The 14,546-nt window shown below is 71.2% G+C and carries 15 protein-coding genes; 10 read left to right on the top strand and 5 right to left on the bottom strand.

Features of this window, described 5'->3' with window-relative positions; translation table 11 throughout:
• Positions 1–14 precede the first annotated feature (14 nt).
• Positions 15–1,427, top strand: coding sequence for a GAF domain-containing sensor histidine kinase (locus G569_RS0139360; protein ID WP_169542351.1), 1,413 nt, complete (start codon positions 15–17; stop codon positions 1,425–1,427).
• Here the strand turns inward: G569_RS0139360 and G569_RS55445 are convergent.
• Positions 1,418–2,188: a universal stress protein gene (locus tag G569_RS55445; RefSeq protein ID WP_053227685.1), complete on the bottom strand. Its 771-nt coding sequence runs from the start codon at positions 2,186–2,188 to the stop codon at positions 1,418–1,420. The two genes, G569_RS0139360 and G569_RS55445, sit on opposite strands and share 10 nt — an antisense overlap.
• Before the next feature lie 130 nt (positions 2,189–2,318).
• On the opposite strand from G569_RS55445, the gene G569_RS0139350 reads away from it, so the two are divergent.
• Positions 2,319–3,389: an FAD-dependent oxidoreductase gene (locus tag G569_RS0139350; protein WP_028067474.1), complete on the top strand. Its 1,071-nt coding sequence runs from the start codon at positions 2,319–2,321 to the stop codon at positions 3,387–3,389.
• 3 nt (positions 3,390–3,392) lie between these two features.
• Complete coding sequence (locus G569_RS55440; protein WP_053227684.1) at positions 3,393–4,001, top strand: sugar phosphate isomerase/epimerase family protein; 609 nt, start codon at positions 3,393–3,395, stop codon at positions 3,999–4,001.
• Here the strand turns inward: G569_RS55440 and G569_RS0139340 are convergent.
• Positions 3,910–4,812 (bottom strand): type IV toxin-antitoxin system AbiEi family antitoxin domain-containing protein, encoded by a 903-nt coding sequence (locus G569_RS0139340; RefSeq protein ID WP_028067473.1) that lies wholly within the window; start codon positions 4,810–4,812, stop codon positions 3,910–3,912. The genes G569_RS55440 and G569_RS0139340 overlap by 92 nt on opposite strands.
• Positions 4,813–4,938: 126 nt before the next feature.
• On the opposite strand from G569_RS0139340, the gene G569_RS0139335 reads away from it, so the two are divergent.
• Both G569_RS0139335 and G569_RS55435 read left to right on the top strand, forming a co-directional pair.
• Positions 4,939–5,385, top strand: a complete 447-nt coding sequence (locus G569_RS0139335; RefSeq protein WP_028067472.1) for a nucleoside deaminase — start codon at positions 4,939–4,941, stop codon at positions 5,383–5,385.
• Between the two features lie 131 nt (positions 5,386–5,516).
• A complete protein-coding gene (locus G569_RS55435) occupies positions 5,517–6,986 on the top strand; it encodes a TIGR03118 family protein (protein WP_157592622.1) in 1,470 nt (489 codons plus the stop codon).
• Here the strand turns inward: G569_RS55435 and G569_RS0139325 are convergent.
• Positions 6,961–7,575 (bottom strand): TetR/AcrR family transcriptional regulator, encoded by a 615-nt coding sequence (locus G569_RS0139325; RefSeq protein WP_028067471.1) that lies wholly within the window; start codon positions 7,573–7,575, stop codon positions 6,961–6,963. The two genes, G569_RS55435 and G569_RS0139325, sit on opposite strands and share 26 nt — an antisense overlap.
• A gap of 85 nt (positions 7,576–7,660) precedes the next feature.
• Between G569_RS0139325 and G569_RS0139320 the strand changes: the two genes are divergently transcribed.
• The 3 genes from G569_RS0139320 to G569_RS0139310 all read left to right on the top strand — a co-directional run bounded on the left by G569_RS0139320 (position 7,661) and on the right by G569_RS0139310 (position 11,900).
• Positions 7,661–8,878: an acetyl-CoA C-acetyltransferase gene (locus G569_RS0139320; RefSeq protein ID WP_028067470.1), complete on the top strand. Its 1,218-nt coding sequence runs from the start codon at positions 7,661–7,663 to the stop codon at positions 8,876–8,878.
• Complete coding sequence (locus tag G569_RS0139315) at positions 8,878–11,058, top strand: 3-hydroxyacyl-CoA dehydrogenase NAD-binding domain-containing protein (RefSeq protein WP_028067469.1); 2,181 nt, start codon at positions 8,878–8,880, stop codon at positions 11,056–11,058. The genes G569_RS0139320 and G569_RS0139315 overlap by 1 nt, the downstream gene beginning before the upstream one ends.
• Positions 11,059–11,132: 74 nt before the next feature.
• Positions 11,133–11,900: an MBL fold metallo-hydrolase gene (locus G569_RS0139310; RefSeq protein ID WP_028067468.1), complete on the top strand. Its 768-nt coding sequence runs from the start codon at positions 11,133–11,135 to the stop codon at positions 11,898–11,900.
• On the opposite strand, the gene G569_RS66700 is transcribed toward G569_RS0139310, so the two are convergent.
• Entirely contained in the window at positions 11,897–12,832 is a 936-nt protein-coding gene (locus G569_RS66700) for a homing endonuclease associated repeat-containing protein (protein ID WP_028067467.1), read from the bottom strand. The two genes, G569_RS0139310 and G569_RS66700, sit on opposite strands and share 4 nt — an antisense overlap.
• 57 nt (positions 12,833–12,889) lie before the next feature.
• Here G569_RS66700 and G569_RS0139300 point away from each other — a divergent pair, with 57 nt between their 5' ends.
• Positions 12,890–13,414, top strand: a complete 525-nt coding sequence (locus G569_RS0139300; RefSeq protein ID WP_028067466.1) for a PadR family transcriptional regulator — start codon at positions 12,890–12,892, stop codon at positions 13,412–13,414.
• Positions 13,415–13,529: 115 nt separating this feature from the next.
• Entirely contained in the window at positions 13,530–14,216 is a 687-nt protein-coding gene (locus G569_RS0139295) for a collagen-like protein (RefSeq protein WP_028067465.1), read from the top strand.
• Here the strand turns inward: G569_RS0139295 and G569_RS0139290 are convergent.
• Positions 14,155–14,457, bottom strand: a complete 303-nt coding sequence (locus tag G569_RS0139290; RefSeq protein ID WP_028067464.1) for a hypothetical protein — start codon at positions 14,455–14,457, stop codon at positions 14,155–14,157. The genes G569_RS0139295 and G569_RS0139290 overlap by 62 nt on opposite strands.
• Between the last annotated feature and the right edge of the window lie 89 nt (positions 14,458–14,546).

Here is a 14,546-nt window from a genome sequence, read left to right as displayed (position 1 = left end):
GTAGCCTCCCGGCGGTGGATGAGGTCCGGCTGCAGCGTCTGCTCGACGTCGGGCGCTCGCTCGTGGGCGTGCTGGACCTCGAGATCGTCCTGCAACGGCTGCTTGAGGTCGCCCGTGAGCTGACCGGTGCTCGGTATGCGGCGATCGGCGTCCTCGACCTCACGCGCGAGACGGTCGAGCGGTTCGTGACCGCCGGGATCCCGGACGATGAGCGGCTCGCGATCGGCGACCCGCCGCGCGGCCGCGGCGTGCTCGGTGTCCTGATCAAGGACCCGCGCCCGCTGCGGCTCGCGGAGGTCTCCTCGCATCCGGACTCCTACGGCTTCCCGCCGTCGCACCCGCCCATGCACACCTTCCTCGGCGTGCCGATCGTGATCGACGGGCGCGCCTGGGGGAACCTCTACCTGACGGAGAAGGCCGCCGGGCAGCAGTTCAGCGCCTCCGACGAGGAGGCCGCGGTCGTGCTCGCCGACTGGGCCGCGATCGCCATCGGGCACGCGCGGTTGTTCCGCGTCCTCGAGACCACGAGCGAGGTCGGGCGCGCGCTCGGCGGCGAGACCGACCTCGGCCGCGTCCTCGAGCTGGTGACCGAACGCACCCAGACGCTGCTGCGGGCGGAGTCCGCCGAGCTGGTCCTCGACGGTGACTCCGGTGCGCCCGACCCGGTCCTGACCGCCCCGCTGACGTTCCGCAACCGGCCGCTCGGTGAGCTGCGCGTCTGGGGCGGCCCGTTCGGGCAGGACGCGGAGCGCCTGTTGACGGCGCTCGCCGCCAGCGCCGCGACCGCCGTCGCGACCGCCCAGAACGCGGCCGAAGAGGCGCTGCGGCGCTCGCTGGACGCGTCCGAGGCGGAGCGCTCGCGCTGGGCGCGCGAGCTGCACGACGAGACGCTGCAGCAGATGGCCGGGCTGCGGATGCAGCTCGCGGGCGCCCGCCGGTCCGGCGATCGCGAGCGGATCGACCGCGCGCTGCACGACGCCCTCGAGCAACTCACCACCGGCATCGGCGACCTGCGCTCGCTGATCGCGGATCTGCGGCCGGCGGCGCTCGACGAGCTCGGCATCGCGCCCGCCTTGGAGACGCTGGCGGAGCGGACGTCCGATGTCGAGGTCGACCTCGAGATCTCGCTGACCGAACGCCCCTCGGCCGAGCTCGAGTCGACGATCTACCGCGTCGTCCAGGAAGCGCTGACGAACGTGGCCAAGCACGCGGCGGCGTCGCGGGTGCTCGTCCGCGTGCGCGACGCCGACGCAGCGATCGAGCTGCTCGTGCGCGACGACGGCGCCGGCTTCGACCCGCACCGCCGCTCGACCGGGTTCGGCCTGGTCGGGATGCGCGAGCGGCTCGCGCTGGTGCGCGGGACGCTCGACATCCAGACCGCTCCCGGCGGCGGCACCACGCTGCGTGCGCTGATCCCTCACGATTGACGCGGAACCACGATCACCGGGCAGCGGGCGAGCCGGATCAGACGCCCACCGACGCCGCCCATCAGCACGGCGCGCAGCGGCCCGTAGCCGCGCGAGCCGGTGACGAGCAGGTCGAGCTCCTCGGTCTGCTCCGCCAGCTCCTCGGCGGGGTCGCCATCGCGCAGCACGGTCTCCGACGGCATGTCGAGCTCCTGCGCGGCCTCGTGGAGCGCCGCCTGGATGCGCTTCTCGGTCTCCACCCGCAGCGTCTCCATCTCATACCCGGCGCCGCCCACGAGCGCCGGGCCGGCGTACCAGTCCAGGCCCGCGACCCCGATCAGCTGCAGCTCCGCGCCGAAGCGCTTCGCCAGCGGCGCGGCGTACGCGAGCGCGGCCTTCGCCTCGTCGGTGCCGTCGTAGGCGACGCCGATCCGGGCGATCGGCCGGTCCTCGTGCCCGAGCGGGACGACCGCGACGGCGCACGGTGCGCCATGGAACAGCTTCTCGCCGGTCGAGCCGGGGAAGACCCGGCCGAGCTTGCCGGTGTGGGTCGAACCGACGACCACGAGGTCGGCGCCGCGGGTCTCGGCCAGCGTGTGCAGCGCGCGGGCGGGGGAGCTGTCGGCGATCACATGCGTGCCCGGCTCGAGCTCCGCGGGCGGGCTCAGCTCGGGCGGCACGGCGATCGCCGGGATCAGCTCGCCGGGCTCGAGGCGGCGGGCGAAGGCGATGGCGTCGCGTGCGCGGTCGGTGGCATCGGCTCCGACGATGATCGTGTTCATGGGGCGGACGGTATGGGCGGGCTTTCGCCCCTCCATCCGGGGTTGCGCGCCGCGTCTCTGCGGGTTTCCCGCAGCCGCGAGCGCGAGACGCACGGACGTGGCATCTTCGGCGCGGACCTAGCTTTGAGACATGCGAACGAACGTCCTGATCATCGGTGGCGGACCCGCCGCCCTCGAAGCCGCGCTCGCCCTGCATCGGCTCGCCGCCGACCAGGTCGACGTCACCGTCCTCGCGCCCGAAGCGGAGTTCATCTATCGCCCGCTGAGCGTGCTGGAGCCGTTCTCGGCGGGAGGCGGCATCACCTATCCGCTCGAGCGGATCGCCGAGGACGCGGGGTTCACCCACGTTCGCGGGCGCCTCGCGCGCGTCGACGCCAAGTCGCGCGAGGTCCACACCGTGACCGGCGAGAAGCTCGCGTACGACGCGTTGCTGATCGCCTCTGGCGCGCGGCCCGTGGTCCCGTTCAGCGGCGCGGTGCCGTTCAGCGGCTCGATCACCGACCAGGAGCGCCTGCACGGGATCGTTCAGGACGTCGAGGGCGGGTACATCCGCTCGCTCGCGTTCGTCGTCCCGCCCGGTGCGACCTGGTCGCTGCCGCTTTACGAGCTCGCCCTGATGATGGCCGGCCGCGCCTTCGAGATGGGCGTCGCCGTGGACCTGCACTTCGTCACGCCGGAGTCGACGCCGCTCGAGCGCTTCGGCGAGGCCGTCTCGCACGAGCTGCGCGGGCTGCTCGACCTCGCGGGCATCAAGACGCATTACGGTCTCGAGTGGACGCCCAGGATGCTCGACGTCCAGCGCGTGATCACGCTCCCGCGCCTGGAAGGCCCCGCGATCACGGGCCTCCCGAGCGACGAGAACGGCTTCCTCGCCGCCGACGAGTTCGGCCGTGTGACCGCCGGTGTCTACGCCGCCGGCGATGTCACCAGCTACCCGGTCAAGCAGGGTGGCATCGCCTGCCAGCAGGCCGACGCCGCCGCCTCCCTGATCGCCGCGTCCGCCGGCGCCCCGGTCCGGCCGCAGCCCTTCACGCCCGAGCTGCGCGGCCTGCTGCTGACCGAACACTGGGCGCGCTACCTGAAGCCGAGCGGCGGCGCGTCGACCCTCGCCACACGCGGGCTGTCCTGGCCGCCGAGCAAGATCGCCGGCCGCGAGCTCGCCGGCTACCTCAAGACCCTGGAGCCCATCACTCTGCGTTGACACGTGCCCCGTCATCCTCAAGGGCCTCACGACCGCAGCCGCTGGAAGGCTTACGCGGCGGATCTGAACAAGGCGGGCGCCATCGCGCGCCAGTCCGGCCTGCGCTTCGGCTTCCACAACCACTTCTGGGAGTGGGCGACGCTCGACGACGACTCCCCGCTCACCGGCTATGACATCCTCGTCGCCGACACCGACCCGCGCCTCGTCCACTTCGAGGTCGACCTCTACTGGGCCTGGTTCGCCCACCGCGACCCGGCCGGCCCGCTCGCCCAGCTCGGCGATCGCATCCGCCAGTTCCACGTCAAGGACATGAAGTACGACGCCAACCACGCGCCGACCTTCGCCGACGTCGGCACGGGCGTGATCGACTTCGCCCGCATCTGCGCGGCCGCGGGCAACCCGCGCGAGCACGAGTACATCGTCGAGCGCGACGACGCGGGCGCGAACCCGCTGCCCACGGCGACGGCGGGCTTCGACTACCTCAGCGCGGTCCGCTTCTACCGGGAGGGGGTGGGCGACATCAAGGTCCACTGTGGACCTCCACGTCGCCCACCCCTGCCGTCACCCGATCGATCACGTCGGTCGGCCGCCGCTCGAGGTCGATGTCGGTGAAGCGAAGGACCGTGTAGCCGGCGCCCCTGAGCACGCGGTCCTCGAGCGCATCTTTGCGCTGCGCCGTGGGTCGCCCGTGACCGCCGCCGTCGATCTCGACGACGAGCATCGACTCGGGCCAGAGGAAGTCGACCTCGAAGCCCGCCAGCTGCGTGTTGACCAGCGGTTCTGGGCGACGTGCGCCCCACAGTGCCAGGAACGCGTCCTCGTGCGGGCTCTTCGTGCCCGCGCTGCCGTTGAGGTAGAGGTCGATCGCCCGCGTGAGCGCCGTCAGGTTGCGCCGTCCGTTCGCCCGCTCCATGGCGCGTCGCGTGGCCGCCAGGTCCAGGCGCTTGCGGTAGGCCGCCTGCTTGATCACGTAGACCAGCTGATGGGGCGTCAGCAGGTCCGTGAGGTCGACGAGCAGGCGAGCGACGGTGGTCACCGGGATGCCGTTCGCGACGGTGACATCCCGCGGATCGAGGGATGTGCACTTGCGAAAGCGCACACCCTCCACACGCCGGTGACTGTTCGATGGCACCAGCACGTCGGGCGGCCCAAGCCGGAACCGGTCGAGGACCACCAGCAAGGCGGTCGCCGACAAGTGGCTGAGAACCGCGCCCGGCCCGCCCGCGAACACGGCCGCCAGCCACACGCCCTCCCGCGATAGCGCCGGATGTCCGAGCGCATATACGCCGTGGTGGAGACGATGCAACTCGCCGCGCCGCACGCGCTTGCTGACGACGCTCCCCGTCAACCCGGCGGCGCGCAATTGCGCGACGGTGAGGACACCGTGCTGTGAGGCGGCGAGCGAGACGAGCGAGGCGAGCACCCCGCAAGTCTCGACGCGACCGCTGCAACGGATCTACACCGAACTGTCACAAAACTGTGCCAAAAGTGAACCAACTTCGTCACATCCGGCTCAGTCGGCGCGAAGTCGGGGATTATGCGCCGGGCAATGGCTGACTACGACCGGATGCTCCAGATCGCCCTCGAGGAAGCTCGTGCGGGGGCCGAAGAAGGCGGGGTGCCGATCGGCGCCGCGCTGTTCGACGCCGAAGGCAACCTCCTCGGCCGCGGGCACAACCGCCGGGTGCAGGACGGCGACCCGTCGCTGCACGGCGAGACCGCGGCGTTCAAGAACGCGGGCCGGCGGCGGTCCTACAAGGACACGATCATGGTGACGACGCTCGCGCCCTGCTGGTACTGCAGCGGGCTGATCCGGCAGTTCGGGATCGGCACCGTCGTGGTGGGTGAGTCGCGGACGTTCCAGGGCGGGATCGACTGGCTCCGGGACGACGCGCACGTGACCGTGATCGACCTCGACTCCGACGCCTGCGCAACGCTCCTACAAGCGTTCATTGACGCGCACCCCGAGATCTGGGACGAAGACATTGGCGAGTGAGCGATCGTCGCGAGCGGCCGCGCCGCTGCTTCGGTCGCTTGGAGATCGCTTCGCGGATCTCCGAACCTCTCACACGCGCGTGCGTAGTACCCGTCGTCCGGTCCAGCGTCGAGGTAGGAGGCCGTATCGCTGTGCAAGCCTCAAGGGTCATCTTCGCCGCCGCGCTCGCGAGCCTCGCGCTCGTGGGCACGGCAAAAGCAGCGCCGAGCGATCAATACATAGTGCGCAACCTCGTGTCGAGCACGGCCCTGGTCCCGGCCGATCGCGTCGACGCGAACATCAAGAACGCGTGGGGGCTCGTGAGCAGCCCGACGTCGCCGTGGTGGCCGGCCAACAACGGCACGAACACGTCGACGATCATCCCGGCGACGGGCGCGATCAACAACACGGTGGTCCAGGTCGCGGGCGGTCCGACGGGCATCGTCTGGAACGGCACGGCGGGCGCGTTCCCGATCACGGGCGGCCAGTCGAACTTCATCTTCAACACGATGTCCGGCGCGGTCTCCGGCTGGCGCTCGGGCACGGTGTCCGAGGTCAAGGTCCCGGCGCACGACGCGTTCTACATGGGCCTGGCGCTGGCCGTCACGCCGACCGGCCCGCAGCTGTACTCGTCGGACTTCAAGAACAACCGCATCGAGGTCGTCAACGCCCAGTGGGCGCCGGTGGACATGACGGGCAAGTTCGTCGACCCGACGCTTCCCGCCGGCTACGGCCCGTACAACATCCAGACGATCGGCAACCGCATCTTCGTCACCTACGCCGAGCACGCCCCGGTCGGCCTGCGGGAGCGCCCGGGCGCGGGCAAGGGGTACGTCAGCGCGTTCGACTTCAACGGCAACTTCCTCGCCCGCGTGGCCTCGGGCGGCGTGCTCAACGCGCCGTGGGGCATCGCCAAGGCCGACCCGAACTTCGGCGCCTTCGGCGGCGACCTGCTGGTCGGCAACTTCGGCGACGGCCGCATCAACGCGTTCCACGAGAACGACAACGGCACGTGGACGCCGAGCGGGACCCTCAAGGGCCTCGACGGCCAGCCGCTCACGATCGGCGGCCTGTGGGCGCTCCAGTTCGGCTCGGGCGCGGCGAACAACGGGCAGCGCAACCACCTGTACTTCACCGCCGGCCCGAACGGCGAGACCGCGGGCCTGTTCGGCCGCATCATCCCGAACCCGGGCGAGGCGGGGGGCAGCGTTCCCGCGACGCTCTCGCTCACGCTGGGCACGCCGGCGAGCTTCGGCGCCTTCACGCCGGGCGTCGGCAAGGACTACACGGCCTCGACGACCGCGAACGTGGTCTCGAGCGCGGGTGACGCGCTGCTGACCGTCTCGGACCCGAGCGCGACCAACACGGGCAAGCTCGTCAACGGCACGTTCACGCTCGCGCAGGCGGTCAACGCCAGCGCGACCAGCGCGGTCGGCACCGCCGCGCCCGGTGGGGCCGTCGGCGGCAGCGCCGCGCCGACCAACCTCCTGACCTACACCGGTCCGACCAGCAACGACCAGGTGACGATCAACTTCAAGCAGACGATCGGCGCCAACGAAGCGCTGCGCACGGGGTCCTACAGCAAGACGTTCACGTTCACGCTGTCGACGACGACGCCGTAAACAGCGCCGCGAGCCGCAACCGGCAGTCCGCCCACTGCTGCCGGTTGCGCTCGCCCCCCGGGTGGAGGATGTCGAGCACCGCCAGGCCGCGGACGGTCGCGACGGCGAGCGCGAGCAGCGCCTCGAAGTCGTCGTCCTCCACCAGCGAGGGGAACAGGACGTGGGCGAGCTCGAGCGTCTCGCGATCCAGCATCCGCTCGACCTCGATCAGGACCTCGCGCAGCTCGTCGTCCGAGCGGGCGTCGGTCCACAGGTCCATCGCGCCCTGATAGAGCGGCGAGGCGTAGTGCGCCCACAGCAGGTCGAGTCCCGCCAGGGTGCGCTCCGGCCCGTCGGGCAACGTCCGGGTCGCTTCGCGCAGCTCGCCCAGCCAGCGCTGCGCGAGCTCCTCCACCGCCGCGCCCACCAGCGCCGTGCGCGTCTGGAAGTGGTGCAGGTGCGCGCCGCGGGAGACCCCCGCCCGCACCGCCACCGCGTTGGTCGTCGTCGACGCGTAGCCCTCCTCGACCAGGCACCAGATGGCCGCGTCGAGCAGCGCCTCGCGGGTGGCGGCGCTGCGCTCGGCCTGGCTGCGACGAACCGAACTCATGTGTGATCAGGTTGCCACAAACTTGCGTTCATGAACGAATGTTTGGCCTAGAATTGATTCCTCGCGATTGGACCGGAGGACGAACATGGCAGCGACGGAAGCACTGGTCTTCGACGCAGTGCGCACCCCACGGGGCAAGGGCAAGAGCAACGGGTCGCTGCACGCGACCAAGCCCGTGGACCTCGTGGTCGGGCTGATGCACGAGACCCTCAGCCGTCACAACGGGCTTGATCCGCACCGGATCGACGACGTGGTCCTCGGCTGTGTGACGCCGATCGGCGACCAGGGCGCGGACATCGCCAAGACCGCGGCGATCAAGGCGGGACTTCCTGAGACCGTCGCGGGCGTCCAGCTCAACCGCTTCTGCGCATCCGGCCTGGAGGCCGTGAACATCGCGGCGCAGAAGGTGGCGAGTGGCTGGGAGGACCTGGTCCTCGCCGGCGGCGTCGAGTCGATGTCGCGCGTCCCGATGGGCTCCGACGGCGGCGCGTGGGCGATGGACCCCGAGACCGCCTACGACACGAGCTTCGTCCCGCAGGGCATCGGCGCCGACCTGATCGCGACCGTCGAGGGCTTCTCGCGCGACGACGTCGACGCCTACGCGGTCCGCTCGCAGGAGCGCGCCGCGGCGGCTCGCGAAGCCGGCTACTTCGCCAAGAGCGTCGTCCCCGTCTACGACATCAACGAGAACGTCGTCCTCGACCACGACGAGTTCATCCGCCCCGGCACGACCGTCGAGACGCTCGCGACGCTCAAGCCCTCCTTCGCGATGATGGGCGAGCACGGCGGGTTCGACGCCGTCGCCCTGCAGAAGTACCACTGGGTCGAGGCGATCGACCACGTCCACACGCCCGGCAACTCCTCCGGCATCGTCGACGGCGCGTCGCTGCTGACGATCGGCTCGGCGAAGATCGGCGAGGAGCTGGGCCTCAAGCCGCGCGCCCGCATCGTCGCCACCGCGGTGAGCGGCGCCGACCCGACGATCATGCTCACCGGCCCCGCGCCCGCGTCGAAGAAGGCGCTCGCGAAGGCCGGCCTGACGATCGACGACATGGACCTGATCGAGATGAACGAGGCGTTCGCCGCGGTCGTCCTGCGGTTCGCCAAGGACATGGACATCGACCTCGAGCGCGTCAACGTCAACGGCGGCGCGATCGCCCTCGGCCACCCGCTCGGCGCGACCGGCGGGATGATCCTGGGCACGCTGATCGACGAGCTCGAGCGCACCAACAAGCGCTACGGGCTGGCGACGCTGTGCATCGGCGGCGGCATGGGCATCGCGACCGTGGTGGAGCGCGTCTGATGAGCAACACGATCCGCTGGGAGCAGGACGCCGACGGCGTCGTCAACCTGATCCTCGACGACCCGAACCAGTCCGCGAACACGATGAACGAGGCCTACAAGGCCTCGATGGCCGCCACGGTCGAGCGGCTGGAAAGCGAGAAGGACGCAATCACGGGGGTCATCATCTCCTCCGCGAAGAAGACGTTCTTCGCGGGTGGCGACCTCAACGATCTCAAGCGCGCCCGCAAGGAGGACGCGGCGGAGGTCGCGCAGATGGTGCGCGAGCTCAAGTCGCAGCTGCGCCGGCTGGAGACGCTGGGCAAGCCGGTCGTCGCGGCGATCAACGGCGCGGCGCTGGGCGGCGGGCTGGAGATCGCGCTCGCGACCCACTACCGGGTCATCGTCGACGACTCCAAGGCCGTGCTCGGCTTCCCGGAGGTCCAGCTCGGGCTGCTGCCGGGCGGCGGCGGCGTGACGCGCACCGTGCGCATGTTCGGCATCGCCAACGCGCTGCTCCAGCTGCTCCTGCAGGGCCAGCGTCTGCGGCCCGCCAAGGCGCTCGAGCTCGGCCTCGTCAACGAGGTCGTGCCGACGGTCGACGACCTCCTGCCCGCCGCGAAGAAGTGGATCGCGGAGAACCCCGAGGCCGTTCAGCCGTGGGACGTCAAGGGCTACAAGATCCCGGGCGGCACGCCGTCGACCCCGTCGTTCGCGGCCAACCTGCCCGCGTTCCCGGCGAACCTGCGCAAGACGATCAAGGGCGCGAACTACCCCGCCCCGCACCACATCATGGCCGCGGCGGTCGAGGGCGCGCAGGTCGACTTCGACACCGCGATCGAGATCGAGGGCCGCTACTTCACCGACCTGGTCACCGGCCAGGTGGCGAAGAACATGATCCAGGCGTTCTTCTTCGACCTGCAGGCCGTGGGCGGCAAGCGCGGGCGGCCGGACGATCTGGAGCCGACCAGCGTCAAGAAGGTCGTCGTGCTCGGCGCGGGCATGATGGGCGCCGCGATCGCGTACGTGTGCGCGAAGGCGGGCATCGAGGTCGTGCTCAAGGACGTCGACCAGGCCGCGGCGGACCGCGGCAAGGACTACAGCGTCAAGCTGGTCGAGAAGGGCGTCTCCCGCGGCAAGACCACGCAGGAGAAGGGCGACGCGCTGCTCGCGCGCATCACGCCGACCGTGGACGCGTCTCTGGCTGCCGGCGCCGACCTCGTGATCGAGGCCGTCTTCGAGGACCCGGGCGTGAAGGCCCAGGTGATGGCCGAGATCGAGCCGCACCTCGCCCCCGACGCGCTGCTCGGCTCCAACACCTCCACGCTCCCGATCACCTCGCTGGCGGAGAACGTGAGCCGCCCCGCCGACTTCATCGGCCTGCACTTCTTCTCGCCCGTCGACAAGATGCCGCTGCTGGAGATCATCAAGGGCGCCAAGACGAGCGACGCCGCGGTCTACCGCGCGCTCGACCTGGCCAAGCAGATCGGCAAGACCCCGATCGTGGTCAACGACTCCCGCGGCTTCTTCACGAGCCGTGTGATCGGCACGTTCATCAACGAGGGCATCTCGATGCTGGCCGAGGGCATCCCCGCGCCGACGATCGAGCAGGCGTCCTCGCAGGCCGGCTACCCGGCGCCCGTGCTGCAGCTGAGCGACGAGCTGAACATGAAGCTCATGCAGCGGATCCGCAACGCGTCGCGCGACGCCGCCGGCGATTCGTGGACCGCACACCCCGCGGAGGCCGTGATCGATCGCATGGTCGACGAGTTCAAGCGCCCCGCCAAGGTCGAGGGCGCCGGGTTCTACGAGTACGAGGGCGGCAAGCGGACGCGGCTGTGGCCGGGCCTGCGCGACGCGTTCCCGCCGGTCGCCGACCCGTCGTCGATCTCGCTGCGCGACCTGCAGGAGCGCATGATGTTCATCGAGGCCATCGAGTCGGTGAAGTGCCTCGACGAGGGCGTCATCGAGTCCATCGCCGACGCCAACATCGGTTCGATCATGGGCATCGGCTTCCCGGGCTGGTCGGGCGGCGTCCTCCAGTACATCAACGGCTACGACGGCGGCCTGCCGGGCTTCGTCGCCCGCGCGCGTGAGCTGGCCGAGACGTACGGCGAGCGCTTCACGCCGCCGGAATCCCTGGTCGCCCGCGCCGAGGCGGGCGAGGCGTACTTCGACGGCGAGGTGCTCGCCGCGGCGTAATCCGCGCGGGGGTGGGCGACAGGAGGGTCCGCTGTGGACCTCCGCGTCGCCCACCCCCCTGTAGTTTTGGCGCCGTGAAACTCACCCACATCGGCGGACCGACGGCGCTGATCGAACTGGGCGGCTGGACGTTGCTCACCGACCCGACGTTCGACGCGCCCGGCGGGCACTACAACTTCGGCTGGGGGACCTCGTCGGACAAGGTCGCCGGGCCGGCGATCGCGGTGGGGGACCTGCCGCCGATCGACGCGGTGCTGCTCAGCCACGACCACCACGAGGACAACCTCGATGCGGCCGGTCGGGCGGTGCTGCCGCTCGCGAAGACCGTGATCACCACGGCCTCGGGCGCCTATCGCCTCGGCGGCGCGGCCAAGGGGCTGAAGGCGTGGGAGGGGACGCGGCTCGAGGAGGCCGGGAAGTCGCCGATCGAGGTGATCGCGACGCCGTGCCGGCACGGTCCGCCGTTGAGCCACCCGATCGTGGGCGACGTGATCGGCTTAACGCTGATCCACGAGGGCCGGGTGATCTGGATCTCCGGCGACACGGTGCTCTACGAGGGCGTGAAGGCGATGGCCGGGCGCTGGGGGATCGACGTCGCGATCCTGCACATGGGCGGCGTGCAGTTCCCGGTCACCGGACCGCTGCGCTACACGCTGACCGCGCGCGAGGCGATCGAGCTCGTCGACATCGTCCAGCCGACCGTGGCGATCCCGATCCACTACGAAGGCTGGTCGCACTTCAAGCAGGGCCGCGAGGCGATCGAGGCGGAGCTGGCGACCGCCCCCGCGGGCATCAGGGACCGGTTCCGCTGGGTGCCGATCGGAGAAGCCGTCGAGGTCTAGGCTGCTGACCCATGAAGCTCAGCGCACGCAACCAGCTGCCCGCCACCGTCACCGGGATCACCGAGGGTCCGGCGACGGCCAACGTCGAGCTCGACTGCAACGGCATCCGGCTCGTCGCCTCGATCACCGTCGAGGCCGCGCGCGAGCTCGGGCTCGCTGAGGGAACGAAGGTGACGGCGATCGTCAAGGCGTCGGATGTGATCGTCGGCGTGGCCGACTGAGTCGCGCAGCGCGGTGAGCCAGGGCTCCGCGCTGTCCGGGTAGCACGCGCAGACGGCGGCCGCGCTCGGCCAGCGCGGGCTCTCGGCCTCCCAGCGGCCGGGCTGGTGCCGTGAGGGCGTCCAGTCCCGGTAGGTGGGCGGGCGGCCGTGCTCGTCGGTCCAGTCGCGGATCGCGTCCAGCGCATCCTCGCGCGTCCACGCGCGCGCGACCGAGGGAAGGTGACGCGTGCACTCCCGGCACGCGTCAGCCGTGGGGGAGGGGAGCGGCGCGCCGCAGCCCGGGCAGTCGCGGGCGCAGAGGTAGTTGTACGCGCTCGACCGCGAGACGCCGAGCCGGCGCGCGATCTCGCTCAGCCCGTGCCCGGCCTCGGCCAGCGCCCGCGCCGCCAGCACGCGCTCGGACACCGTCGTCGGGAAGGTGAGGCGCCGTGCCTCGAGGCCCGCCTGCTCGAGCGCCTCGCTCCAGGAGCCGAAGTGCCGCGCGACGCAGGAGCTCGACGGCCAGCGCGGGTGCTCGCGCATCCAGCGCCGCTGGCTCTCGCCCGCGCGGCCCGGACGCTCCCCCGACCAGTCCTGCCGGCGCGGCGGGCGGCCGGTCAGCTCGACCCACTCGCGCAGCGCCGCGAGGATCGCGGGAGGTGACCAGCGGTCGCGCCGCCCTGGGTGGGCCTGGGGCCGGTACGGGCGGCGCGCGAGGGTGACGGCGGCCATGGCGACAAGATAGTCAAACGTTGACTATCGGTGCAAGCCGGTACGGTCCGAGATGTCATGCGGCGGCGTCCAGACCAGCTCGCGACCGGGGAGTGGGCGGTGCTCGCCCTCGTCGAGGAAGGCCCGACGCACGGGTTCGCGGTCGCACGCGCCCTCGAGCCCGGTGGCGAGGTGGGCCGGGTGTGGTCGATGCGCCGGCCGCTCGTCTATCGCACGATCGACGTGCTCGCGGACCGCGAGCTCACGCACAGCGCCGGGACCGAGGCCAGCACCGCCGGCCCGCAGCGCACCGTGATCGAGGTGACCGCGGAAGGGCGGGAGAAGGTCCAGGCGTGGCTCGAGCAGCCGGTCGAGCACGTCCGCGACGCCCGCTCGGAGCTGATGCTCAAGCTGCTCTTCCTCGACCGGCGCGGAATGACGCCGGACGCGCTGCTCGACGCCCAGCGCGAACGCTTCCGCGAGCAGGAGCGCCAGCTGCGCGGGGTGCTCGACGCCTCCGACGGCTTCTCGCGCACGCTTGCGCTGTGGCGGGTGGAGAACACCGCCGCGGCGGTGCGCTTCGTTGACGCACTGCATAGCTGACCCATAGGCTCCGCTAGTCACGTTCTGACTAGCGGAGGAGTTGCGATGTTCCGGTCCCGACTCGCCGTCGCCTGCGGCGCGCTGCTCGCCAGCGCCGTCCTCGCGGGCCCGGCGCATGCTGCCGACCCGTGCGTGGACGACCACGCGGCGGGCACCGACGCGACGTTCAAGCTGCGCGGCCGGCTCGCGCACCGCCACGGGCGCCGACGCGTACGCGGCGATCATCGCGTGGGGTGACATCGACCCGAACTTCGGCAACCGCGGCGACATCCTGATCGCCTACGACGAGCGCAACGACGACGTCGCGGGCTCGCAGTACGCCTCGCTGGGCAATGTCGGGCCGCGGCTGATCGTGCCCGGCGACGTCAAGGGCGGGCGCTACGTGAGCTGCATCCGCGACCTGCGGCTGGCCTCGTCGGATGACTCCAACGGCACCGTGCCCGGTCCCGCGGGTCCGACCGGTCCCGTGGGTCCCGCCGGTCCGCAGGGCGAGCAGGGCGACCCGGGTCCCACCACGCAGGCCTCCCCGCGCGCGCCCGGTCCGCAGGGCCCGGCCGGCCCGAAGGGTGACAAGGGCGACCAGGGTGCAGCCGGCCGCGACGCCAAGGTGACGTGCAAGAGCACCGGGCGCACCAAGGTCAAGTGCACGGTCAAGTACGCCAACCGCAAGGCGACGCTCACCCGCAACGGTCGCGTCTACGCGCGCGGCATCGCGAGCTCGCTCAAGGCCACGCGGACGCTTACGAAGGGTCGCTACACGCTGCGTGTGGGATCTCAGGCGTTCGCCGTTCGACTGGCCTGATCTCGACTCCGACGGCGCGACCGCCGAGCGCGGTCGCCGCCGTCGTGCGGGCGAGGCTGATCGCCGTCTCCTCGTCGCAGGCCTCGAACGTCAGGCTGACCATGAAGCGGCCGAGCCCGAGCTCGAGTTCGGCCTCGGCTTCGGGCGCGGTCGCGCGCAGGCGCGCGAGCAGGCGGTCCGCCGCCTCCTGGGTCAGCGGCTCGTCGCCACTCTGGAACTCCTGGGTCACGCGGTAGGTCATCAGGGTGAGTAATAGTCAAAGACTGACTACTCACGGCTTGACTCGCGCCGGTAGTCCACGATTGAATTCAAAACCGGACTAGTGTCGGG

The organism is Solirubrobacter soli DSM 22325 (assembly GCF_000423665.1).
Lineage (GTDB): Bacteria > Actinomycetota > Thermoleophilia > Solirubrobacterales > Solirubrobacteraceae > Solirubrobacter > Solirubrobacter soli.
The sequence above is the reverse complement of the archived record's forward strand: the minus strand, read 5'-3'. Positions and strand labels throughout refer to the sequence as shown.

Bases quoted from the DNA above. Each gene is read 5' to 3' on its own strand.
- G569_RS0139335 (WP_028067472.1), top strand. From the start codon at position 4,939: ATGGCTGACTACGACCGGATGCTCCAGATCGCCCTCGAGGAAGCTCGT.
- G569_RS0139320 (WP_028067470.1), top strand. From the start codon at position 7,661: ATGGCAGCGACGGAAGCACTGGTCTTCGACGCAGTGCGCACCCCACGG.
- G569_RS0139290 (WP_028067464.1), bottom strand. From the start codon at position 14,457: ATGACCTACCGCGTGACCCAGGAGTTCCAGAGTGGCGACGAGCCGCTG.
- G569_RS66700 (WP_028067467.1), bottom strand. From the start codon at position 12,832: ATGGCCGCCGTCACCCTCGCGCGCCGCCCGTACCGGCCCCAGGCCCAC.
- G569_RS55445 (WP_053227685.1), bottom strand. From the start codon at position 2,188: ATGAACACGATCATCGTCGGAGCCGATGCCACCGACCGCGCACGCGAC.
- G569_RS0139295 (WP_028067465.1), top strand. From the start codon at position 13,530: ATGCTGCCGACCCGTGCGTGGACGACCACGCGGCGGGCACCGACGCGA.
- G569_RS0139350 (WP_028067474.1), top strand. From the start codon at position 2,319: ATGCGAACGAACGTCCTGATCATCGGTGGCGGACCCGCCGCCCTCGAA.
- G569_RS0139315 (WP_028067469.1), top strand. From the start codon at position 8,878: ATGAGCAACACGATCCGCTGGGAGCAGGACGCCGACGGCGTCGTCAAC.
- G569_RS0139325 (WP_028067471.1), bottom strand. From the start codon at position 7,575: ATGAGTTCGGTTCGTCGCAGCCAGGCCGAGCGCAGCGCCGCCACCCGC.
- G569_RS0139300 (WP_028067466.1), top strand. From the start codon at position 12,890: ATGCGGCGGCGTCCAGACCAGCTCGCGACCGGGGAGTGGGCGGTGCTC.